The organism is Microterricola pindariensis (assembly GCF_002936985.1).
Taxonomy (GTDB): domain Bacteria; phylum Actinomycetota; class Actinomycetes; order Actinomycetales; family Microbacteriaceae; genus Microterricola; species Microterricola pindariensis.
On the sequence record NZ_MPZN01000025.1, the window covers coordinates 14,084 to 35,516 of the forward strand.

The following is a 21,433-nucleotide window of genomic DNA, read 5'->3' on the forward strand; positions in this document are numbered from 1 at the left end:
TGACGCCTCCATTGAGGGGTCGCACCGCTCTGGTCCTGTATTTTCGCGCGGCATCAGCCCCAGAGCAGGGCTCAGCACTCAATGACGTTGACGGCGAGCCCGCCCTCGCTGGTCTCCTTGTACTTCGTCATCATGTCGAGGCCGGTCTGGCGCATCGTCTCGATCACCGTGTCGAGCGAGACCAGGTGGGTGCCGTCGCCCAGCAGGGCGAGCCGGGCAGCCGACACCGCGGTCGACGCGGCGATCGCGTTGCGCTCGATGCACGGCACCTGCACCAGCCCGCCGACCGGGTCGCAGGTGAGGCCGAGATGGTGCTCCATCGCGATCTCGGCCGCGTTCTCCACCTGGCGCGGCGTGCCGCCGAGCACGCCGCAGAGGGCGCCGGCGGCCATCGCGCACGCGGACCCGACCTCGGCCTGGCAGCCGCCCTCCGCCCCCGAGATGGACGCGTTGGCCTTGACCAGCGAGCCGATCGCGGCCGCTGTCAGCAGGAAGTTGCGGATGCCCTCCGGCGACGCCCCCGGCACGAAACGCAGATAGTAGTGCGCAACCGCCGGGATGATGCCGGCCGCGCCGTTGGTCGGCGCCGTGACGACCCGGCCGCCCGAGGCGTTCTCCTCGTTGACGGCGAGGGCGAAGGCGTGCAGCCACTCGGTGGAGGTGTCGCGCTCGCGCACCGGCTGGCAGTCGTGCGCGTCGAGCTGCTCGCGCACGATGGGGGCGCGGCGCTTGACGCCGAGGCCGCCGGGCAGAACACCCGGGGTGACGAGCCCGTTCTCCACGCAGCTGTGCATGGCCGCCCAGATGGCGTCGAGTCCCGCATCCAGCGCCTCGCGCCCGTGCAGCGCCTCCTCGTTGGCGCGTGCGATGTCGCAGAGCCCGACACCCTGCTCCTCGCACAGGGCGAGCAGCTCGGCCGAGCTGGAGTAGGGCAGCGGATGCCGGGGCGTGGCCGCCGCGGTCGCCCGCCTCGGGCCGGGCGCCGCCGTCGCCGACGCACGGGGACCGCCCGCGAGCGAGGCCGCACCGCCGGCGTCCTCGCTGGCCCGGCGGATGAAGCCACCGCCCACCGAGTAGTACGTCTCGTGCAGCAGCTCGCGCTCCGTGCCGGCGGCATCGCGCGCCCAGGCGTGCAACGTCATGGCATTCGGGTGCCCGGGCAGGCGGGTGAACGGCGCGAAGGTGATGTCGTCGCGGGTGATCGGCACGGGCCGGGAACCGCCCAGCAGCACGGTGCCCGCGCCATCGGCTGCCCGCGGCAACGTGCTCCAGGCGCCGCGCACCGCGGCGGGGTCGCAGTCCTCCGGGCGCAGTCCGGCCAGACCGGCGACGATGGCATCCGGGGTGCCGTGGCCGATGCCGGTGGCACCGAGCGAGCCGAAGAGCACGCACGAAATGCGGTCGACGCTCTCTAGGGTGCCGGGCCCGAGACGGCCGGCGAAGTCGAGGGCAGCCCGCATCGGGCCGACCGTATGGGAACTGGACGGGCCAATGCCGATCGAGAAGAGATCGAGGGCTGAGACGAACGCTGTCACGCCTCTCATCGTAGAGATCGGGGCGCGCAGGAGTGTGGCATCACATCGCAGATTCGTGCGTATTCGCCCGGTGGGCGGCACTTTTCGTGGCCGGGGTGCGGGAACGCGGCGTTCTCGGCGCGATGGCCGCGGTTTGACCCCGCGGCGCTCCCGCCGTCAACCACTGCGCCGATTATTGCGATTCATTACGCCCCGGTACACTGGATTCAGTGACGTTCGCACCTTCTTCCCTGACCATCCGGCCCGCCCTCGACTCCGAGGCCGCCGCAATCGGTCAGCTCACCGAGAGCGCTTTTCTCGTCGGCCCCTACGGCCACCTGCCCGTCAGCGCTGAGCGCCGCGCGTTCTCGCTCGACGCCGCCGGCCGCGCGGCATCCGGAACCCTGCTCGTCGCCCTGAACGCAGACGGCGCGCTCGTCGGCACCGCCAGCGTTCTGCGTGCCGGCACCCCGTACGCCCGCCGCGCCAACGCCGGCGAGGCCGAGATCCGCCTGCTCGCCGTCGCCCCTGAGGCGCGCGGCGCCGGCATCGGCGACGCCCTGATGCGCGCCAGCCTCGAGGTCGCCCTCGAATGGGGCGCCACGGCCCTCGTGCTCGACACGGGCGAGCTCAACCTCACGGCTCAGCGCCTCTACGAGCGCCTCGGCTTCGAGCGGGAGGCCGTCATCGACGGCACTGGCCGCGCCGCCTCGCTCGTCGTCTACCGATACCCGCTGCAGCAGAGCCCCGACGAGGTGCTCGTGCGCCTGATGCACGACGACGAGGTGGATGCCGTCGCGAGCCTCTCAGAGCGTGCCTACTCCCACGACTACACCCTGAACGACTCCTATCGCGCGTCGATCGTCGACGTCGCCGGCCGCGCCGCCGAGCACCAGGTGTGGGTCGCCGTCGACACCCAGACCGGCGCCCTGCTCGGAACGGTGTCCACGCCGCGCGATGGCGCCACCATGACCGACCTCGCCCAGCCGGGCGAGATGGACTTCCGCCTGCTCGCGGTGAGCCCGGATGCCCGTCGTCGCGGCCTCGGCGAGCTGCTCAGCCGCCACGTGCTTCTGCTCGGCCGGCTGCGCCAGGTCTCCCAGGTGGTCATGAACTCGGGCCCCGAGATGCTCGGCGCGCACAAGCTGTACGCACAGGTCGGCTTCGACCGCCTGCTCGACCGCGAGCCGGTGATGACGTTCCCGAACGGCAACCAGCTCAAGCTGCTGAGCTTCGGCTACGCCCTCACCGCGTAGAGCCGGCGCGGCCTAGGCGCGCTCGAGCAGCTCGTCGGTGCTCAGCACGGTGGCGAATTCGCCCCCGTGCAGGTTGACGGCTGTGCCCCGGGAGAGCTCGTCGGCGCTCAGGCGCACGCCGCCAGGGCCCTCGAGGTCGAAGGTGTGCGTCGCGTCGATCGGCACGAGCACCTCGTAGCCGAGGTTGCCGCCCATGCGGGCCGTCGTCTCGACGCACATGTTGGTCTGGATGCCGCAGATCACGATCTGCTGGATGCCGCGCTCGTCGAGCCAGCCGGAGAGGTCGGGCTCGCCGAAGAAGGCCGAGTTCACGTCTTTGCGCACGAACAGCTCGTGCGGGGCGGCCGCGACGAAGTCCAGCAGCGCGTTGCCCGGGTGGTTCGGGTTCAGCGGCGATTCCTCGAGCGAGTCGTGCCGCACGAGCACCACCGGGCGCGCCGATGCGGCCCAGGCCCCCAGCAGGCGCTCGACGTTCGACTCGCAGTCGGGGTTGTTGCGCGGGCCCCAGCCGGGGTCGGCAAAGCCCTTCTGCATGTCGATGACGATGAGGGCGGCGTTGGGGTCGAGGCTCATGCACCCATGATGGCGGCTGCCGGCGGCATCCGGAAGGGGCAATGCCGGGCCAGCCGGCATCGGGCCGCTCGAGCAGGGCGGGCCTCGGCCAAAGGATACGCTGGCCTGCATGATCCTGGAACACGCCCTGCTGCCCGTGTTGCCCGGCCGCGAGGCCGAGTTCGAGGCGGCCTTCGCGCTGGCCCGCCCGCTGATCGAGCGGCAGGCCGGCTTCCTGCACCTCCGCCTCTCCCGCGGCATCGAGTCCCCGTCGACATACCTGCTGCTGGTCGGCTGGGAGAGCGTCGAGGCGCACGAGCAGGGGTTCCGCGGCTCGCCGGAGTATCAGGAGTGGCGCACGCTGCTGCATCCCTTCTACGAGCCGTTCCCGGTGGTCGAGCACTTCGCGGTCGTGCTCGGCGGCTGAACTGACGGCACGGCGGGCGGATGCCGGCCGTGCACAGTGCCGTGCACAGTGCCGTGCACAGTGCGTGCACAGTGCCTGCACAGGGCCGGCCGCCTGCGCGCTGCTAGTCTTTTCTGAGGCCGCCGACTGCGGCCCCGGACGAGGGATCAGTACCCGGAACGCGACAAGACTGGCCACAGGAGTGAACAGTCATGTCATGGATCATCCTCATCGTCTCCGGCGTGCTCGAGGCCGTCTGGGCCACCGCGCTCGGCAAATCCGAGGGCTTCACCAAGCTCTGGCCGTCGGTCATCTTCGGCATCAGCATCGTGCTCAGCATGGGCGGGCTCGCCCTCGCCATGCGCGGGATCTCGACCGCGACGGCCTACGCCGTCTGGGTCGGCATCGGCGCATCGCTCACCGTCGTCTACGCCATGATCACCGGCGACACGAGCGTGTCCTGGCTGAAGATCCTGCTGCTGATGGGCCTCGTCGGCTGCATCGTCGGGCTCAAGTTCGTCGACTAGCCGCCGGCTGGGACTGCCAGCCGCCGTGCTTGCCCCGCCGCGCCGCGCCGCCTGCGCTAGACGTAGACGACGACGGCCCAGGCCAGTCCCGCGATCAGCGCCCAGGAGAGCAGGCCGACCAGTAGCGCGCGCCAGCCGGTGAGCACGAGCTCGCGCAGCCGCACGGCGGAGCCGAGGCCGAACAAAGCCATGGCGAGGAGCGCCGTCTGCAGCACGTCGGCCGTCTCCAGCACGACCTCCGGCACCGGCAACACGGTGCGCACGACGACCGCGGCGAGGAAGCCGACGACGAAGAGCGGCACGATCGGCGGGCGGGCACCGGCATCCGGGGCCTCCCCGCCGGTCGCCGCGGCATGGGCGACGGCAGCGCTGTGCTTGCGGCGCTCGATGCCTGCCACGGTGGCGACCATCGGGGCCAGCATGACGACGCGGGTCAGCTTGACGACGATCGCGACGGCGAGGGCGGCCGGGCCGGCAATCTGCGCGGTCGCGACGACCTGGCCGACGTCGTGCACGCTCGCGCCGACCCACTGGCCGAACTGCTCGTTGCTCAGGCCGAGCGGATGCCAGAGCAGCGGCAGCACCGCGATCGCCAGCGTTCCGCAGAGGGTGACGAGGGCGACCGGCGTCGCCGTCTCCTCATCCTTGGCCTTGACGACGCCGCTCATCGCGCCGATCGCCGAGGCGCCGCAGATCGAGAATCCCGTCGCGATCAGCAGCGGCTGGTGGCCGGGCAGCCGCAGCGCGCGGCCGAGCCCGATCGTGCCGACGAAGGTGAGCACGACGATCACCACGATCATCGCGATCGACACCCAGCCGAGGCCGAGGATGTCGACGAGGCTGAGCTTCAGCCCGAGCAGCACGACGCCCAGCCGCATGAACTTCTTGGACGCCACCCCGAGGCCGGGCTTGAGCGGGCCGGCGAGGGCTGGCCGGAGCGCGGGGATCTGGGCGACGATGATGCCGAGGGCGACGGCGGCCGTGAGCAGCGGGATCGCGGGGATCAGCGCGTGGATTCCCCACGAGAGGAGTGCGGCCGCGGCCGCGAGGGCGATACCGGGCAACCACTTCACCCAACGAGCCTAACCGCATGCCGGAATCACAAAAAACAGGAGCAGGGCCCCGGCGAGGCCATATCTGGCCCGCCGGGGCCCTGCGTCCGACTAAGACGGCCAAGCATCGGTGACGGGTCTGCAGGTTGCCTGATGAGAGGCTGCCGCCTTTCGCGTCGCTGCGCGACGCGCTAGTGGGTGCGGAAGCGCGCCGTCATCGGGCAGTCGAACGGGTCGCGGGCCGAGAGCCCGACCTTGTTCAGGTACTCGACGACGATGCCGTAGCTCTGGAACAGGCCCGTCTCGGTGTAGCTGATCGAGTGCGCCTGGCAGTACTCCTTCACGAGCTCCTGCGCCTTGCGCAGGTGCGGGCGCGGCATGTTCGGGAACAGGTGGTGCTCGATCTGGTAGTTCAGGCCGCCCATGAAGGTGAGCATGCCCCAGCCGCCGCGGATGTTGCGGCTGGTGAGCACCTGGCGGCGCAGGAAGTCGACCTTGGAGTCGTGCGGGAGGATCGGCATCCCCTTGTGGTTGGGGGCGAAGGACGCACCCATGTACACGCCGAACACGGCCAGCTGCACGCCGAGGAAGGCGAACGCCATGCCGACGGGGAGGAAGAGGAAGAGCACGGCCAGGTAGGCGGCCAGGCGGGTGACGATCATGCTGATCTCGAGGCCGCGCTTGTCGACCTTGCCCTTGCCCATGACGGTGCGGAGGCCGTGCATGTGCAGGTTCAGGCCCTCGAGGGTGAGCATCGGGAAGAACAGCCAGCCCTGTTTGCGGGTGACGAAGGCGTGCAGGCGGTTGACCTTGGCGGCCTCCTCCGGCTGGAACACGATGAAGTCGTTGTCGATGTCGGGGTCCTTGCCCACGACATTCGGGTTCGAGTGGTGCCGCGAGTGCTTGGTCATCCACCAGGAGTAGCTGATGCCGACGAAGGCGTTGGCGAGGATGCGCCCGGCCCGGTCGTTGGCCTTGCCCGATTCGAACACGGTTCGGTGCGAGGCCTCGTGCGCCAGGAAGGCGAACTGGGTGAGCACGATTCCGAGGGCCGCGGCCATGAGCAGCTGGAACCAGCTGTCGCCCAGCAGCACGAAGCCGGTGACGATGCCGCCGAGGGCGGCCAGCAGGATGCCGAAGATCATCCAGTAGAACCAGGTGGCGCGGCGCAGCAGGCCGAGGTTGCGCACGGTGTGCAGCAGCGCCGAGTACTCGGTGGTGGGGTTCTGCCGGTCACCGCCGGGGCGGGTGCGGATGATCCGCACGGCAGGCTTGGTGATTATGACGGATGCCGCGGCTCCGGCGGCAAGGGGGGCGGCGTTCGCTTCGCTCATCGTCGACCTTCGTGTGAGTGACTTCCCAGTCGGGGGTGGGCAACTGCCCGGAGCTCACGTGTCGAAATTCATACGGCGACATTGCGATCGGATGAGAGCAGCCTACGTCGCTTTGGCTGAGAAACGGCCTCGATTACACGCCTGTTGCATGCCGTGGCGGGAATATGAAGGGTGTATGTTCCTCGCGGGCAATGTGCCCGATTTCCCGGCCGTGTCCCGGCCGGGTCAGACCCAGCTGGGCAGCCACATGTGCAGGTGCCAGAACCAGTACGGCACGAGTTGGGCCGTCCAGATCGGGTAGAAGAAGGCGCTGACCAGTGCGGCGACGCCGAGGTAGACGGCGACCACCCCGATGCCGCGTTGACGGCGCCACCGGGGGTCGTCGCGTCGGCCGAGGATGACGGCGATCACGACGCCGAGGCCGAGCAGCAGGTACGGCTCGAAGGCGATTGTGTAGAACTGGTAAACCGTGCGGTTCAGGTACATCAGCCAGGGCAGGTAGCCGGCGGCGAGGCCCATCAGGATCAGTCCGGTCTGCCACTCGCGGTAGCGCGCCAGCCGGTACAGCAGGTAGAAGGCGGCGGCCGCGGCGGCCCACCAGATCAGCGGGTTGGCGACGGAGTGGATCGCTGCGCTGCACAGGTCGGCGCGGCATCCGTCCTCGCCGTAGCTCGAGCCCTGGTAGTACATGCTCGTCGGTCGGGTCATGAACAGCCAGGTGAGCGGGTTCGCCTGATAGGGGTGCGGGGTGCTGAGGCCCACGTGGTACTCGTAGGCGGCGACCTGGTAGTGCCAGAAGCTCTGCACGCTCTCCGGCACCCAGGCGAGCGCGCCGGTCCAGGCGTTGCCGGCCTCGCTGGCCCAGCTGCGGTAGTAGCCGCCGGCCGTGAGGAACCAGCCGGTCCAGCTGGCGATGACGGTCGCCAGGGCGATCGGCACCATCAACAGGAACGAGATGGGGCCCTGCTTGAGCACGGCCGCGCTCGCCCAGAACGCCACGCCGGCCCGCCGCCTCGCGAGGGCGTCGACGACGACCACATAGACGCCGAAGGCGGCCAGGAAGTACAGGCCAGACCACTTGACGCTCGCCGCCATGCCGAAGGCGAGCCCGGCCGCGAGCAGCCACGGCCGCCACCACAGGCCCGGCCCCCAGCTGGACTCGGTGGCCAGGCCGGCATCCACCCTCGCCTGGCGTGCGGCCAGCCAGGCGCGCAGGCGTTTCTCGTGCCAGGTGCGGTCGAGCAAGATGGCGCCGAAGCCCAGCAGGGCGAAGAACATCAGGATGCCGTCGAGCAGCGCCACCCGGGACATCACGATCGCGTGCCCGTCGATCGCGAACAGGAAGCCGACGATGACGGCGACGATGGTCGAGGCGAACAGTCGCCGGGCGATCACCGTGAGCAGGAAGACGGCGAGAACACCGACGACGACGGTGCCGATGCGCCAGCCGAAGGAGTTGTCGGCGCCGAAGGCGGCCAGGCCGAGGGCGATCACCCACTTGCCGAGCGGCGGGTGCACCACGAAGGACCCCTCGTCGCTGAAGATGTCGGTGTCTCCGGAGTTGAAGCGCTGGTCGGCGCCGGCCGGCCACTGCGATTCGTAGCCGTTGTTCAGCAGGGTGTACGCGTCTTTGACGTAGAAGGTCTCGTCGAAGACGAGGGAGTGCGGGTTGGCCACGTTCCACAACCGCAGGACGGCGGCGAGCAGCGTGACGGCGATCGGGCCGCCCCAGTACCAGAGCCGCCGACGGCCGGGGGTGCGGAGCATGTGGCCCCACCACTCGTCGAGGCGGCTGCCGCGCGGCTCTGGCCGCTCCTCGACCGGTTCCACCGGATGCTCGAGCGGCTGCCCGATCTGTTGCCCGGGCAGTCCCGTCGACGCGGTCTCGCCGCCCGGTCCAGCGGCCAGAATGGGGGAGCTGGGTGCGTCATCGCCGCTCGGCTGCTGCGACGTCCCGATGCTCATGCGCCCATGCTAGGCCAGACTGGACACATGATCATTCTCGCGGCGACCCCCATCGGCAATCTCAAGGACGCCTCGGTGCGCCTGGTCGAGGCGCTCGGCTCCGCCACGGTGATCGCGGCGGAGGACACCCGCGTCACGCAGCGCCTGCTCGCCGCCCTCGGCATCGAGAACCGCCCCCGCCTCATCGCCCTGCACGACCACAACGAGCGCGAGAAGTCGATCGAACTCGTCGAGTTGGCCCGCGAGGGCGACGTGCTCGTGCTGAGCGACGCCGGCATGCCGACCGTCTCCGACCCCGGCTTCCACTTGGTCGACGCCGCCGCCAGCGCCGGCGTCACCGTGACCGCGCTGCCCGGCCCGAGTGCCGTGCTCACCGCCCTCGCCGTCTCCGGCCTGCCGACCGACCGGTTCACCTTCGAGGGCTTCCTGCCGCGCAAGCACGGCGAGCGGGTCAGCACCTTCACCGAGCTGCGCGACGAGCGCCGCACCATGGTGTTCTTCGAGTCGCCGAACCGCCTGGCCGCCTCCCTCGCCGACATGGCGAGCGTGTTCGGCGCCGAGCGCCGCGTCGTGGTCTGCCGGGAGCTCACGAAGTTCTACGAGGAGGTCAAGCGCGGCACCGCAGCCGAACTCGCCGAGTGGGCGGCATCCGGGGTCAAGGGCGAGATCTGCATCGTCGTGGCCGGGGCGGAGAAGCGCGTCGGCGACCTGGCCAGCGGCATTGCAGAGGTGCTGGCGCTGGTGGCGGCGGGGGAGCGGTTGAAGGATGCCGCGGCCGTCGTCTCGGAGGGCACCGGACTCGGCAAGCGCGAGCTCTACCAGGCTGCTCTGGAGGCCAAGCCGGCCAAGCCGGGCAAGCCCGTCACTCCCTAGGCCCCGCGCGAGCTGGGCGGGGATTGCGGGCGGCCGGTGCCGGTGCGATCATGACGGTGGAGGTGCCCATGCAGCCGCAGGAAAGCCACTCGGGGAGCCGACTGCTCGACGGCCGGGTCGCCATCGTCTACGGTGCCGGAGGCCAGATCGGCGGCGCGGTCTCGCGCGCGTTCGCCCGTGCCGGCGCCACCGTGCACCTGGCCGGTCGCACCGCCGAACCGGTGGAGCGCCTCGCCGTCGAGCTCCGCGCGGACGGCTGGCAGGCCGAGCCGGCTGTCGTCGACGCGCTGGACGAGGAACAGGTCGAGCGACACGCGGCCGCGGTGGTCGAGCAATCCGGCCGCATCGACATCTCACTGAACGTGATCGGCATCGGCGAGGTGATGGGGACGCCGCTCGTGGACATGTCGCTCGCCGATTTCGAGCGCCCCATCCATCTGGGGGTGCGCACCGCATTCCTCACGGCGCGGGCCGCGGCCAGGCAGATGAGTGCGCAGGGCTCCGGGGTGCTGCTGTTCTTCGGCGGCACCGGCGATCCGGTGCGCGGCTTCGGCATGGGCGGATTCCAGGTGGCACTGCAGGCCGTCGACCACCTGCAGAAGCAGTTCGCCGCAGAGCTCGGTCCCCGGGGCGTGCGCACGGTGATGATCCAGACGGGCGGAGTGCTGGGCGACACCCCGGCCGACCCCGTCGAGGCGGCGGAGTTCGCCCAGATCGCCGAGATGGTCACCGCCGACACGATGCTCGGAAGGGCCGCGCTGCTGGAGGACGTCGGCAACGTCGCGGTCTTCGCCGCCTCCGAGCACGCCCGCACGATCACAGCGGCAAATCTCAACATCTCGGCCGGGGCGATCCTGCCGTGATGATGCCAGCAGCCGGGAACAACGCACAGCCCGGCAGCGTTTAATCCGTTGAAGCCAGTGTTGGAGGTGCACCGTGCCGAAAGCAGTGAAGTTCTCGCGATACGGCGGTCCCGAGGTTCTCGAGGTCGTTGACATTGACATGCCTGTGCCCGGAGAGGGCGAGGTGCTGATCGAGGTGGTCGCGGCCGGGGTGAACCCGGCGGACTCGCGGCTGCGCGAGGGCAAACTGGCGGATCGCATACCGGCGCACTTCCCGCAGGGCCAAGGCTCAGACTTCGCCGGCTTCGTCCGCGGGATCGGCCCCGGCGTCACCGGCTGGTCGGTGAACGACGAAGTCATCGGGCACGTCTCGCGCGGCTCGCACGCCACCCACCTCACCGTGCCCGCCACGAACATCACCCCCAAGCCGCCGCACCTCCCCTGGGAGGTCGCCGGCAGCCTGTTCGTGACGGGCACCACCGCGTGGGCCGCGATCAACGCGGTGGACATCGGCCAGGGCGACACCGTCGTCATCTCGGCCGCGGCCGGCGGCGTCGGCTGCATCGCCGCCCAGTTGGCCCGCCTGCGCGGGGCGAAGGTCATCGGCACGGTCAGCGAGCGCAACGCCGACTTCCTCCGCCAGCTCGATGTGATCCCGGTGATCCACGACGGCGATGTCGCCGGCCAGATCCGGGAACTCGCGCCCGAGGGGGTCGACGTGTACCTCGACGCGTTCGGGGGGCAGAACCTCGAGATCGCGCGCGAGCTCAACGTGAAGGAGGCGCGTATCCGCAGCGTCGTCGACTGGGACGGCGTCTTCGACTACGGGCTCGATGAGTACGGTCGCACCAAGCCGGGAACGCGGGGCGCCGGTGCAGCCGCTTCCGGCGCGGAAGGCTCGGACATCGCCGACGAGAGCGCCGAGGAGTATGGGCACGAAGTCGTCGGCCGACTCGCCCGGCTCGCTGTGCAGCACCGGCTGCTGCTGCCCATTTCCGACATCTTCGCCATCGACGAGGTCCGGGAGGCGTTCGAGGAGTTGGACCGCGGGCACGTCAGGGGCAAGATCCTGCTCGGCATGCACCCGGTCGGCTACTCCCGGCAACGCGTGCACGGCGCCACTGCGCACGGGGTGCCGCTCAAGGAATCCGCCTCGACCGTCGACGTTCCCACCAGGCACGCCAGGATGCGGGTCTTCGAGAACCTTCCCCCTGTGCTCGGGCACCTGCGCGGACAGCATCACCCGCACCCCTCCGAACAGCTGGACGCGGCAGAGGCCGCCGAGGCCGCCGCCCTGGCCGAGGCCGAAGCGGAGGCCGAGGAGGAGGGCGAAGCGGTCGTCGATCGGTGAGCAACCCGGCCAGCCGACCGGTGCAGCGACGCGGCCGGATTCGACCTTTCAGCCGGTGTTGGCGAGAATATGAGGATGGCTTCCGCTGCCGCGCAGCGTGCCGCGCGCGCTATCCGCACGTCCCTGAACACCTGGATCACCCACTCCCGGCTGCTGTTGGCCGCCAAGACCGCCCTCGCCGTCGGGCTGGCTTGGCTCATCGCCCCCTTAGTCCCTGGCGTTGCCGACGAGTACCCCTATTACGCCCCGCTCGGTGCGCTGGTCAGCATGACACCGACGCTGATGGGTTCGGTGCGCACGGGGCTGCAGACCGTGGTCGGCTTGGGCCTCGGCATCCTCCTGGCCGGCGCAGTCCTCGTGCTCTGGGAACCGAATGTGCTCACGATCTCGCTCGCGGTCGGAATTGGGATGCTGATCGCCGGCAGCCGCTGGCTCACTGTCGGCGGTGAGTATGTGCCGACCGCCGCGCTCTTCGTGCTCATCATCGGCGGCGCGAATGCCGACAACTACTCCATTGGGTACCTGGTGCAGATGGCGGTGGGCATCGTGGTGGGACTCGGGGTGAACCTGTTGATCTTCCCGCCCCTGACGGTGACGGCCGCGGTGCTTCGCCTCAACGAGTTCCGGGAACTGCTGGCCCGCCACCTGCAGGAGATGTCGACGGCGCTGCAGGAAGAATGGCCCCCACAGAACGAGGAGTGGGCCACCCGCGACGAGCTGCTCCGCACGACCTCCGACGCGGTGCGCACGGCCCTGCAAGAGGCGGAAGAGTCGCGCAAGGCGAATCCCAGGGCGCAGCTGCAGAAACGCGATCTCGGCCTCGACTACGCTCAACTCCAGACGCTGGAAACGATCACCTTCCATGTGCGGGACATGACCGATGTCTTGGCCGCGTCGATATGGGAGCGCGGATTCGCCGCCGAGCTCCCGGATGATTTGCGGGCACCCGTTGGCGAGGTGCTGAAAGCGGTGGCCGGGGCCCTTCTCGCCCGCAACGGAGCAGACTCGGACCCGGAAACCGTCGCGGTGGCTGACGACGCTCTGACCGCTCTGCTCGACCGCCTCGATGAGCGATCCGAGACAACGTCGTCAACCTTGAGCGTTGCTCTCGCCATCGCCATGAACGCCCGGCGGATTCTGGCCGCCCTCGCGCCGAAACCGCCGGCCGCCGGTAACGCGCCCCAGCGGCATCCTGCGCCCGAATAGAATGGAGCGCATGTCCGATGGCTCCTCTTTCTTTGTCACCACGCCGATCTTCTACGTCAACGACGTGCCGCACATCGGACACGCCTACACCGAGGTGGCCGCCGATGTGCTCGCGCGCTGGCACCGCCAGCGCGGCGATGACACCTGGTTCCTGACCGGCACCGACGAGCACGGCCAGAAGATCCTGCGCACGGCGACCGCCAACGGCGTCACCCCGCAGGAATGGGCCGACAAGCTCGTCGAGGAGGCGTGGAAGCCGCTGCTGGAGACCATCGACCTCTCCAACGACGACTTCATCCGCACCACCGAGAAGCGCCACGAAGAGAACGTGCAGAAGTTCCTGCAGCACCTCTACGACACGGGTTACATCTACACCGGCGAGTACGAGGGCTTCTACTGTGTCGGCTGTGAGGAGTACAAGCAGCCGGGCGACCTGCTCGACGGCGAGGGCGACTACGCAGGCCAGAAGGTCTGCGCGATCCATTCCAAGCCCGTCGAGCTGCTGCACGAGAAGAACTACTTCTTCAAGATGAGCGCCTTCGCCGAGCAGCTGCTGGCTCTCTACGAGGAGCGCCCGGACTTCGTCCAGCCGGAGAGTGCCCGCAACGAGGTCATGTCCTTCGTCCGTTCCGGCCTCGACGACCTCTCCATCTCGCGCTCCAGCTTCGACTGGGGCGTCAAGGTGCCGTGGGACGAGTCGCACGTCGTCTACGTCTGGTTCGACGCGCTGCTGAACTACGTCACCGCCGTCGGCTACGGGCAGGACGATGCCGAGTTCGAGCGCCGCTGGCCGGCCACCCACCTCGTCGGCAAGGACATCCTGCGCTTCCACGCCGTCATCTGGCCGGCCATGCTCATGGCCGCCGGCCTGCAGGTTCCGCACCGCGTCTTCGGCCACGGCTGGCTGCTCGTCGGCGGCGAGAAGATGTCCAAGTCCAAGCTCACCGGCATCGCGCCGACGCAGATCACCGACACCTTCGGCTCCGACGCGTTCCGCTACTACTTCCTCCGCGCCATCCACTTCGGCCAGGACGGCTCCTTCTCCTGGGAGGACCTGCACGCCCGCTACACCTCCGAGCTGGCCAACGGCTTCGGCAACCTCGCCTCCCGCGTGATCGCCATGGTCAACCGCTACTGCGACGGCGTCATCCCCGCCGCCGGCGACATGACCGACGCGGATGCCGCCATCCGCGCGATCGAGCGCACGGCGACCGCCACGGCATCCATCGCGATCGACCGGCTCGCCATCCACGAGGCCATCGGCACCGTGTGGGAGCTCGTCGACGCCCTGAACGGCTACATCACCGAGCAGGAGCCGTGGGCTCTCGCCAAGGACCCGGAGAAGCGGGAGCGCCTGGAGACGGTGCTGAACACCGCCGTCCGCGGCCTCGGCACGCTCGCCGTGCTGCTCTCGCCGGTGCTCACCAAGGCGACCGCGACGCTGTGGACCGCGCTCGGCGGCGACGGCGCCGTGCAGGACGTGCGCATCGACCAGGCGTGGGAGTGGACCGGGTCCGGGACGGTCACCCCGCTCGAGGCCCTGTTCCCGCGGATCGAGACCTCGGCCGAATAACATGCCCGCTGCCCGGGGCGGCCGTTCGCGGCCGCCCCGGGGCCGGGTCCAGGAGGAACGACGATGAGCGACGCCAACATTGACATCTCGGGGCACGTCCGCACACGCGCACAGACCGAGGGGCGGGAGCTCAGCTACCCACCGCTGCCGGAGGCGCTCACCGTCGGCATCTACGACAACCACACGCACCTGGAGATCGCCGACGGCGACAACCCCCTCGACTACCGGGAGCAGCTCGACCGGGCCTCGGCCGTCGGCGTGCGCGGCGTGATCCAGGTCGGCGGCGACGTTCCCACCTCGCAGTGGTCCGCCGCGACCGCCGCGATCGAGCCGCGTATGCTCGCGGCCGTGGCGATCCACCCCAACGAGGCGCCGATCTACGACACCGCGGGCGGCCCGGACGGCAGCTGGCAGGGCGGGCTCGACGCGGCGATCGCCGAGATCGACCGGCTCGCCGGGCTGCCGCGCGTCGTCGCCGTCGGCGAGACCGGTCTGGACTACTTCCGCACCGGAGAGGAGGGGCGCGCGGCCCAGCACCGCTCCTTCGAGGCGCACATCGACATCGCCAAGCGCCACGGCCTGGCCATGCAGATCCACGACCGCGACGCGCACGACGCCGTCATTGAGACGCTGCTGCGGGTCGGGGCGCCCGAGCGCACCGTGTTCCACTGCTTCTCCGGCGACGCCGAGATGGCCAAGGTCTGCGCCGACAACGGCTGGTTCCTCTCCTTCGCCGGCACCGTCACCTTCAAGAACGCGCAGAACCTGCGCGACGCCCTCGCCGTCATCCCGCGCTCCCAGATCCTGGTCGAGACGGATGCGCCCTTTCTCACCCCGACCCCGTTCCGGGGCCGGCCCAACGCGCCGTACCTGCTGCCGCTGACGCTGCGCGCGATCGCGTCCGAGCTCGGCACCGACGTCGGCATGCTCGCCGCGCAGGTCAACTCGAACACCGAGCTGGTCTACGGCCGCTGGGACGCGGAGCCGGTCGGCTCCCTCACGCCAGCCGCCGCAGTATCCGCCGCGCCGCGCAGCGCACCGCTTTCTGCCTCACCCGCCGTTTCCCCTGCCACGACTTCACCTGGCAACACCGAGGCCATCGGAGGCATCGCATGACCGCACACCGCCACGAAGAAGAAACGCCTGAGACGGTGCCAGGGCACGGCCGCCTGCTCGGCCCGGCCGAGATCCGCGACCTCGCCGAACTCCTCGACGTCACCCCCACCAAGAAGCTCGGCCAGAACTTCGTCATCGACGCCAACACGGTGCGGCGCATCGTGAAGGTCGCCGGAGTGCGCTCGGGCGAGCACATCGTCGAGATCGGGCCGGGGCTCGGCTCGCTCACCCTCGGGATCCTGGAGACCGGGGCATCCGTCACCGCCGTCGAAATCGACAAGCGCCTGGCCGAGCAGCTGCCGAAGACCGTCGAGCTCATGCAGCCGGGCGTCCCGCTCACCGTCATCACCCAGGACGCCATGCGTGTCACGGAGCTGCCCGGCGAGCCGGCCCGGCTCGTCGCCAACCTGCCGTACAACATCTCGGTGCCCGTGCTGCTGCACTTCCTCGAGCACTTCCCGTCCATCCGCTCCGGCATCGTCATGGTGCAGGCTGAGGTTGGCCAGCGCCTCGCGGCCACGCCCGGCTCCAAGGTGTACGGCAGCCCGAGCGTCAAGGCCGAGTGGTACGGCTCCTGGCGCACCGCCGGCCACGTCTCCCGCCAGGTGTTCTGGCCGGTGCCGAACGTCGACTCGATCCTCGTCGGCTTCGACCGCCGGGATGCCGCATCCAGCGGCGACGCCGCCATCGACGAGACCGGCGCGATCGGCACAGAGGAAGAGCGCCTCGCAACGTTCGCGCTCGTGGATGCCGCCTTCCAGCAGCGCCGCAAGATGCTGCGCCAGTCGCTGGCGCCCGTGCTCGGCGACACCGCGACGGCCAGCGCCGTGCTCGAGGCCGCCGGTGTCAGCCCGACCGAGCGCGGCGAGCAGCTGACCGTGCACGACTTCCTGCGCATCGCGCGCTCCGCTGCGGCCAGCGCCAACTGATCCGAGCCGACGGGGGAGATCCGCCCGTCCGCTGGTTCAGCATGTCGAAGCCTCGTCCACAGTGAGGGGATTTCGGGTGAGCGGATTTCGACAGGCCCAGTCAGCGGGAATCGGCAGGGGAGCACCGGATGAGGACGGAGGCCGGCGGCGTCCGCTCTGGCGCGGCGCGGCGGCCACCGGCTAGCGTTGCCCGCATGGCCGATGAACCTGTGACCGGGCGCCGCGACGGCGTCAGCGACGAGGCGCTCGCGGCCGCGACCGGCAAGACCTGGCCGGAGTGGTTCGCGATCCTCGACGCCGAGGGGGCCGTCGGCTGGAAGCACTCCGTGATCGCCCGCTGGCTCGACGCGAACTACCCGCTCGGCGGTTGGTGGGCGCAGGGTGTCACCGTCGGCTATGAGCAGGCCCGCGGCATCCGCGCGCCGGGCCAGCGCCAGGACGGCAGCTTCGAGGCGAGCGTCTCCAAGACGCTCCCGCTCGAGCAGCTCCCGGCGCTGGACGCCGTGATCGCGGCCGTCTCGGCCGAGCTGGGCACGCCGGCCTCCGAGAGCCGTGCCGCGAAGCACGTCACCGCGCGCTGGCCGATGCCGGTCGGTTCGTTGTTGGCCTCGGCCGCGCCCTCGAAGGGCGGCAGGACCTCGGCCGGCCTCACCTGGCAGCGGCTCGGCGGGGCAGACGAGGTCGCCCCGGCCAAGCTGCGCATGCAGGGCTGGCTGCAGGCCGCCGCCGAGTTGGGATAGCGTGAAGATATGACTCTCGCCGCCTCCTCCCCAGTTGTACATGCGAGGGCGCCGGGCAAGATCAATGTCTTCCTCGCCGTGGGCGCGTTGCAGGACGACGGCTACCACGACCTGGCCACCGCCTATCAGGCCGTCTCGCTGTACGAGGACGTGCGTGCCTACCCGGCCGACGACTTCTCGGTGAGTTTCGGCGGCAGCGTCGACACCTCGGGGCTGGAGGTCGACGGAAGCAACCTCGCCATCAAGGCGGCCAGGCTGCTCGCTCGAAAGACGGGTTACCGCGGCGGCGTGCGACTGGAGATCGAGAAGAACGTGCCCATCGCCGGCGGCATGGGCGGGGGCTCCGCGGATGCCGCGGCCAGCCTGATCGCCTGCGACGCGCTCTGGGGCACCGAACTCGGCAAAGACGAGATGCACGCGCTGGCGGCGAAGCTGGGCGCCGACGTGCCCTTCGCCCTGGCCGGCGGCACCGCGATCGGGACGGGCCGCGGCGACCAGCTCAGCCCGGCGCTCGCGCAGGGCAACTTCCACTGGGTGCTCGCCGTCGCCGAGTTCGGCATGTCCACGCCGGCCGTCTACGCCGAGCTGGACCGGCACCGGGAGCGCAACGCCGCCGACATCCGGCCGGCGGCCGTCTCGCCGCAGGTCGACGCCCGCGTGCTGCACGCCCTGCGCGCCGGCGACTCCGTCCTGCTCGCCGAGGCGCTGCACAATGACCTGCAGGCGCCGGCGCTGCACCTGGCCCCCGGACTCGGACAGATCCTCGAGCTCGGCGAGGCGAACGGCGCGCTGGCCGGGATCGTCTCCGGCTCCGGCCCGACGCTGGCCTTCCTGGCACCCGACGCCGACACCGCACTCGAGCTGCAGGTGGCACTCTCCGCCTCGCGGCTGACCGCGGTGCGGGCACACGGCCCGGTGCACGGCGCCCGCGTCATGCACTCCTAGTCGCACCCCGCATCCGCCCCACCTCCTCCGCCCTCCGCGCTCCCGCGCCCCGCGCTCCCGCGCCCCGCACCCCACCCCCTTGCGTCGAGACTGCACGACTTGTCGTTCAAGCGCGCGCGAACTACAAGTCGCGCAGTCTCGACGTGAATGGGTGGGCGTGTGGGGGCGGCGCGCGCTGGGGCTGGAGGGGCTAGAAGCGGGCGCCGCGCTGGCGCAGACGGGTTCGGATGCGGTCCATGGTCTCGTTCAAGCGGAACCTGAGGTCGTCGGCGGTGACATAGACGATCGTCCAGCCGCGGTCTTCGAGGCGCTCCCGCCTGGCGGTGTCGTTGCGGTACTGCACCCGATCGCGGTGCCCGTCACCCTGATACTCGATCCCGACCTTGAACTCGGGGTACGCCAGATCGATCAGCGCGGTCTGGGTGCCGTGCTCGTCGAACACCGGGTGATTCAAGTTGGGCTCGGGGAGGCCCGCAGCCTGCATCGCCAGGCGGGTGAGGCTCTCCATCCGCGACATCGAGCCGTAGCGCACCAGTGCGAGAGCCTGGCGAAGCCGGCGCGCGTAGCGCCGGGAGCCGTACGCCCTGACCGCTGCGGTCAGCTGCTCCAGCGTGGCCAGCGGAGGGAGGCCGGAGTAGGGCTCGTCCCCGGTGACCAGGAAGTCGCCGGCGGCCACGAGGTCGTCGACGGCGAGGAGCGACGCGAGCTCGCACCAGGCGTGCACGGCCGCGCTGAGGCGCAGCCCCGCGCGTTCGGTGGGCGAGCGATCCCAGGCGCCCTGATGGCCGACGACGCCGCGGCAGCGGGGAATCCCTCCGGCGACCGAGGTGCTGACGTGGAGCACGAGAGCCCGCTCCTGCTCGGCTGGCAACGGGATGCCGTGGAGCAGCGCCGCGGTGGAATGGCTGAAGTACTGGCGCCGCGGCATCCGCTTCGCATAGGCGGCCGCCAACTCGGGGACCGACTCGGCGGCCCGGCCCATCACGACTCCGCGAAACGGGCTGAGCACATCGCGGTGCCGCAGCTGTCCTGGAGTGATGCCGATTGCCGCCGACTCGGTCGTGGCGAGCGGTCCGCTCGCGGCGAGGAAACGGCGCAGCTGGTCGCGCTTGTGCATGCACACAGCGTGCCCGAACGGCGCCTGTTCCCGCAGAAGTTATCCACAGCTGCCCCGCCCGCCTCCCTCCTCCAGACATCGAGACTGCGCGACTTGTCGTTCGAGTGGGCGTGAACTACAAGTCGCGCAGTCTCGATGGAATCGGGGAGGGGAGGAAGGGCGAAGGGAAGGAGGGAGGAGAACGGGGGAGGCGGGCCCGACGCACAGGCGCGCCCAGTAGAGTTGGTGGCGATATGGCACACATGCTTGGCGCCGAAAGGCTGCACCTCGAATTCCCTACCCGCGTGATCTTCGACGAAGTGACGGTGGGGCTCAATGAGGGCGACCGCGTCGGCATCGTCGGCCGCAACGGCGACGGAAAGTCCACCCTGCTGAAGCTGCTCGCCGGCCGGATGGAGCCCGACGGCGGCCGCGTCACGCGCCGCCGCGACGTGCGCCTGGCCATGCTCGACCAGGCCGACACCGTCGACTCGACGCTCACCGTCGCCCAGGCCGTCGTCGGCGGCATCGACGAGCACGTCTGGGCCGGCGACCCCGTCGTCCGCGACGTCATCGGCGGGCTGCTCAGCGACGTGCCGTGGGACGGCATCGTGGAGAGCCTCTCGGGCGGCCAGCGCCGCCGCGTCGCCCTCGCTGCCCTCCTCGTCGGCGACCACGACGTCATCTTCCTCGATGAGCCCACCAACCACCTCGACGTCGAGGGCATCGCCTGGCTCGCCGGGCACCTCAAGCGCCGCTGGCCCCAGGGCAGCGGCGGCCTCGTCGTCGTCACCCACGACCGGTGGTTCCTCGACGAGATCTGTAACGCCACCTGGGAGGTGCACGACCGCATCATCGAGCCCTTCGAGGGAGGATACGCGGCGTACATCCTGCAGCGCGTCGAGCGCGACCGCTCGGCCGCCGTCAGTGAGGCCAAGCGCCAGAACCTGATGAAGAAGGAGCTGGCCTGGCTGCGCCGCGGCGCCCCGGCCCGCACCGCCAAGCCGAAGTTCCGCATCGACGCCGCCAATGAGCTGATCGCGAACGAGCCGCCGCCCCGCGACACCGTGTCGATGCAGTCGATGGCCATGCAGCGCCTCGGCAAGGACGTCGTCGACCTGATCGACGTCACCGTCAAGTTCCCCGCCACAGCGCACTCGGCCGAGAAGACCGTGCTGAACGACATCACCTGGCGCATCGCGCCGGGCGAGCGCACCGGCATCCTCGGCGTCAACGGGGCCGGCAAGTCCACGCTGCTGAACCTCGTCGCCGGCACCCTGCAGCCCACCACGGGCACCGTCAAGCGCGGCAAGACGATCAAGGTCGCCGTTCTCACCCAGCAGCTCAACGAGCTCAAGGCGATCCAGAACGACCGCGTCAGCGAGGTCATCGGCCGCCAGCGGTCCAGCTACGTCGCCGGCGGCAAGGAGATGACGCCCGGCCAGCTGCTCGAGCGCATGGGCTTCATGAGCTCGCAGCTCTCCACCCCGGTCAAGGACCTCTCCGGTGGCCAGAAGCGCCGCCTGCAGCTGCTGCTGATCGTGCTCGACGAGCCGAACGTGCTGATTCTCGATGAGCCGACCAACGACCTCGACACCGACATGCTCGCCGCGATGGAAGACCTGCTCGACTCCTTCCCCGGCACGCTGCTCGTCGTCAGCCACGACCGGTACCTGATCGAGCGCGTCACCGACCAGCAGTACGCCGTCACCGAGGGGCACTTCAAGCACCTGCCCGGCGGCGTCGAGCAGTACATCGAGATGCGCAAGCGCCAGGTGGCGGCGGATGCCGACAACGTCGGCTTCGAGAGCGTCGTCGGTTCCAACGACACCCCGGCTGCCGCGGGCAAGCCCGCCGCGGCCGCCAAGCCGAAGCTGGGCGGCGCCGAGCTGCGCAACGCGCAGAAGGAGCTGGCATCCATCGACCGCAAGATCGCCAAGTGGCAGCAGCAGATCGCCGAGATTCACGAGAAGCTCGCCACTCACGACCAGAGCGACTACGACGGGTTGGGTGCGTTGACGGCCCAGCTGCAGAAGCTCGAATCTGACGTGGTCACGAACGAGACCCGGTGGATCGAACTTTCTGAGCTTCTCGAGGGCTAGCGCCGCAGGAACTGTGACGAACTAAGGCGGAGTGGTCCGGCGGTCGAAGATTGG

Annotated in this window: 19 protein-coding genes and 1 riboswitch; of the genes, 13 read left to right on the forward strand and 6 right to left on the reverse strand. The window is 70.1% G+C overall.

The annotated features are described in order from the left end of the window. Positions 1 to 71: 71 nt before the first annotated feature. Positions 72 to 1,535 (reverse strand): L-serine ammonia-lyase, encoded by a 1,464-nt coding sequence (locus GY24_RS09110; protein ID WP_104475344.1) that lies wholly within the window; start codon positions 1,533 to 1,535, stop codon positions 72 to 74. A 209-nt stretch (positions 1,536 to 1,744) separates the two neighbouring features. On the opposite strand from GY24_RS09110, the gene GY24_RS09115 reads away from it, so the two are divergent. Next, positions 1,745 to 2,770 carry a GNAT family N-acetyltransferase gene (locus tag GY24_RS09115; RefSeq protein ID WP_104475345.1) on the forward strand — a complete coding sequence of 342 codons (1,026 nt, stop codon included), beginning with the start codon at positions 1,745 to 1,747 and terminating at the stop codon, positions 2,768 to 2,770. A 12-nt stretch (positions 2,771 to 2,782) separates the two neighbouring features. Here the strand turns inward: GY24_RS09115 and GY24_RS09120 are convergent, their stop codons facing one another. Then, complete coding sequence (locus tag GY24_RS09120) at positions 2,783 to 3,343, reverse strand: cysteine hydrolase family protein (RefSeq protein WP_104475346.1); 561 nt, start codon at positions 3,341 to 3,343, stop codon at positions 2,783 to 2,785. Between the two features lie 109 nt (positions 3,344 to 3,452). On the opposite strand from GY24_RS09120, the gene GY24_RS09125 reads away from it, so the two are divergent. Further along, on the forward strand, positions 3,453 to 3,749 hold the full coding sequence (locus GY24_RS09125) for an antibiotic biosynthesis monooxygenase family protein (protein ID WP_104475347.1): 297 nt from the start codon (positions 3,453 to 3,455) through the stop codon (positions 3,747 to 3,749). 113 nt (positions 3,750 to 3,862) lie between these two features. Further along, positions 3,863 to 3,927: riboswitch (guanidine-III (ykkC-III) riboswitch) on the forward strand. A 13-nt stretch (positions 3,928 to 3,940) separates the two neighbouring features. Further along, the gene (locus GY24_RS09130; RefSeq protein ID WP_104475348.1) at positions 3,941 to 4,255 is read left to right on the forward strand and encodes a DMT family transporter; all 315 of its coding nucleotides are present in this window, start codon (positions 3,941 to 3,943) and stop codon (positions 4,253 to 4,255) included. A gap of 56 nt (positions 4,256 to 4,311) precedes the next feature. On the opposite strand, the gene GY24_RS09135 is transcribed toward GY24_RS09130, so the two are convergent. The 3 genes from GY24_RS09135 to GY24_RS09145 form a co-directional block, all read right to left on the reverse strand. After that, complete coding sequence (locus GY24_RS09135) at positions 4,312 to 5,328, reverse strand: YeiH family protein (protein WP_104475349.1); 1,017 nt, start codon at positions 5,326 to 5,328, stop codon at positions 4,312 to 4,314. 170 nt (positions 5,329 to 5,498) lie between these two features. Then, positions 5,499 to 6,641 carry a fatty acid desaturase family protein gene (locus tag GY24_RS09140; protein WP_104475350.1) on the reverse strand — a complete coding sequence of 381 codons (1,143 nt, stop codon included), beginning with the start codon at positions 6,639 to 6,641 and terminating at the stop codon, positions 5,499 to 5,501. 225 nt (positions 6,642 to 6,866) lie between these two features. Continuing rightward, positions 6,867 to 8,606 carry a dolichyl-phosphate-mannose--protein mannosyltransferase gene (locus GY24_RS09145; protein WP_104475351.1) on the reverse strand — a complete coding sequence of 580 codons (1,740 nt, stop codon included), beginning with the start codon at positions 8,604 to 8,606 and terminating at the stop codon, positions 6,867 to 6,869. Positions 8,607 to 8,633: 27 nt separating this feature from the next. On the opposite strand from GY24_RS09145, the gene rsmI reads away from it, so the two are divergent. From rsmI to GY24_RS09190, 9 genes are all read left to right on the forward strand, one after another. Further along, positions 8,634 to 9,479 carry a 16S rRNA (cytidine(1402)-2'-O)-methyltransferase gene (rsmI, locus tag GY24_RS09150; RefSeq protein WP_104475352.1) on the forward strand — a complete coding sequence of 282 codons (846 nt, stop codon included), beginning with the start codon at positions 8,634 to 8,636 and terminating at the stop codon, positions 9,477 to 9,479. A 68-nt stretch (positions 9,480 to 9,547) separates the two neighbouring features. Continuing rightward, entirely contained in the window at positions 9,548 to 10,342 is a 795-nt protein-coding gene (locus tag GY24_RS09155) for an SDR family NAD(P)-dependent oxidoreductase (protein ID WP_104475353.1), read from the forward strand. 139 nt (positions 10,343 to 10,481) lie between these two features. Continuing rightward, positions 10,482 to 11,672 (forward strand): NADP-dependent oxidoreductase, encoded by a 1,191-nt coding sequence (locus tag GY24_RS09160; RefSeq protein WP_202972930.1) that lies wholly within the window; start codon positions 10,482 to 10,484, stop codon positions 11,670 to 11,672. A 75-nt stretch (positions 11,673 to 11,747) separates the two neighbouring features. Further along, positions 11,748 to 12,878 (forward strand): FUSC family protein, encoded by a 1,131-nt coding sequence (locus GY24_RS09165; RefSeq protein WP_161498716.1) that lies wholly within the window; start codon positions 11,748 to 11,750, stop codon positions 12,876 to 12,878. Positions 12,879 to 12,888: 10 nt separating this feature from the next. Next, the gene (gene metG, locus GY24_RS09170) at positions 12,889 to 14,451 is read left to right on the forward strand and encodes a methionine--tRNA ligase (RefSeq protein ID WP_104475373.1); all 1,563 of its coding nucleotides are present in this window, start codon (positions 12,889 to 12,891) and stop codon (positions 14,449 to 14,451) included. A 63-nt stretch (positions 14,452 to 14,514) separates the two neighbouring features. Further along, positions 14,515 to 15,567 carry a TatD family hydrolase gene (locus tag GY24_RS09175; RefSeq protein WP_104475356.1) on the forward strand — a complete coding sequence of 351 codons (1,053 nt, stop codon included), beginning with the start codon at positions 14,515 to 14,517 and terminating at the stop codon, positions 15,565 to 15,567. After that, positions 15,564 to 16,496, forward strand: a complete 933-nt coding sequence (rsmA, locus tag GY24_RS09180) for a 16S rRNA (adenine(1518)-N(6)/adenine(1519)-N(6))-dimethyltransferase RsmA (protein WP_104475357.1) — start codon at positions 15,564 to 15,566, stop codon at positions 16,494 to 16,496. Before GY24_RS09175 ends, rsmA begins: the two co-directional genes overlap by 4 nt. A gap of 194 nt (positions 16,497 to 16,690) precedes the next feature. After that, a complete protein-coding gene (locus GY24_RS09185) occupies positions 16,691 to 17,236 on the forward strand; it encodes a DUF4287 domain-containing protein (RefSeq protein WP_133161152.1) in 546 nt (181 codons plus the stop codon). Positions 17,237 to 17,245: 9 nt separating this feature from the next. Continuing rightward, the gene (locus tag GY24_RS09190) at positions 17,246 to 18,181 is read left to right on the forward strand and encodes a 4-(cytidine 5'-diphospho)-2-C-methyl-D-erythritol kinase (RefSeq protein ID WP_104475359.1); all 936 of its coding nucleotides are present in this window, start codon (positions 17,246 to 17,248) and stop codon (positions 18,179 to 18,181) included. 190 nt (positions 18,182 to 18,371) lie between these two features. On the opposite strand, the gene GY24_RS09195 is transcribed toward GY24_RS09190, so the two are convergent. Continuing rightward, positions 18,372 to 19,298: an endonuclease domain-containing protein gene (locus GY24_RS09195; protein WP_104475360.1), complete on the reverse strand. Its 927-nt coding sequence runs from the start codon at positions 19,296 to 19,298 to the stop codon at positions 18,372 to 18,374. A gap of 233 nt (positions 19,299 to 19,531) precedes the next feature. Between GY24_RS09195 and GY24_RS09200 the strand changes: the two genes are divergently transcribed. Further along, positions 19,532 to 21,379: an ABC-F family ATP-binding cassette domain-containing protein gene (locus GY24_RS09200; protein WP_083364676.1), complete on the forward strand. Its 1,848-nt coding sequence runs from the start codon at positions 19,532 to 19,534 to the stop codon at positions 21,377 to 21,379. The last annotated feature ends 54 nt before the right edge of the window (positions 21,380 to 21,433 follow it).

What these genes read in the sequence shown, in the direction of transcription:
- GY24_RS09120 (WP_104475346.1), bottom strand. Translation starts at nt 3,343, where the DNA reads ATGAGCCTCGACCCCAACGCCGCCCTCATCGTCATCGACATGCAGAAG.
- GY24_RS09125 (WP_104475347.1), top strand. Translation starts at nt 3,453, where the DNA reads ATGATCCTGGAACACGCCCTGCTGCCCGTGTTGCCCGGCCGCGAGGCC.
- GY24_RS09130 (WP_104475348.1), top strand. Translation starts at nt 3,941, where the DNA reads ATGTCATGGATCATCCTCATCGTCTCCGGCGTGCTCGAGGCCGTCTGG.
- GY24_RS09140 (WP_104475350.1), bottom strand. Translation starts at nt 6,641, where the DNA reads ATGAGCGAAGCGAACGCCGCCCCCCTTGCCGCCGGAGCCGCGGCATCC.
- GY24_RS09145 (WP_104475351.1), bottom strand. Translation starts at nt 8,606, where the DNA reads ATGAGCATCGGGACGTCGCAGCAGCCGAGCGGCGATGACGCACCCAGC.
- rsmI (WP_104475352.1), top strand. Translation starts at nt 8,634, where the DNA reads ATGATCATTCTCGCGGCGACCCCCATCGGCAATCTCAAGGACGCCTCG.
- GY24_RS09155 (WP_104475353.1), top strand. Translation starts at nt 9,548, where the DNA reads ATGCAGCCGCAGGAAAGCCACTCGGGGAGCCGACTGCTCGACGGCCGG.
- GY24_RS09160 (WP_202972930.1), top strand. Translation starts at nt 10,482, where the DNA reads ATGCCTGTGCCCGGAGAGGGCGAGGTGCTGATCGAGGTGGTCGCGGCC.
- GY24_RS09165 (WP_161498716.1), top strand. Translation starts at nt 11,748, where the DNA reads ATGGCTTCCGCTGCCGCGCAGCGTGCCGCGCGCGCTATCCGCACGTCC.
- metG (WP_104475373.1), top strand. Translation starts at nt 12,889, where the DNA reads ATGTCCGATGGCTCCTCTTTCTTTGTCACCACGCCGATCTTCTACGTC.
- GY24_RS09175 (WP_104475356.1), top strand. Translation starts at nt 14,515, where the DNA reads ATGAGCGACGCCAACATTGACATCTCGGGGCACGTCCGCACACGCGCA.
- rsmA (WP_104475357.1), top strand. Translation starts at nt 15,564, where the DNA reads ATGACCGCACACCGCCACGAAGAAGAAACGCCTGAGACGGTGCCAGGG.
- GY24_RS09185 (WP_133161152.1), top strand. Translation starts at nt 16,691, where the DNA reads ATGGCCGATGAACCTGTGACCGGGCGCCGCGACGGCGTCAGCGACGAG.
- GY24_RS09190 (WP_104475359.1), top strand. Translation starts at nt 17,246, where the DNA reads ATGACTCTCGCCGCCTCCTCCCCAGTTGTACATGCGAGGGCGCCGGGC.
- GY24_RS09195 (WP_104475360.1), bottom strand. Translation starts at nt 19,298, where the DNA reads ATGCACAAGCGCGACCAGCTGCGCCGTTTCCTCGCCGCGAGCGGACCG.
- GY24_RS09200 (WP_083364676.1), top strand. Translation starts at nt 19,532, where the DNA reads ATGGCACACATGCTTGGCGCCGAAAGGCTGCACCTCGAATTCCCTACC.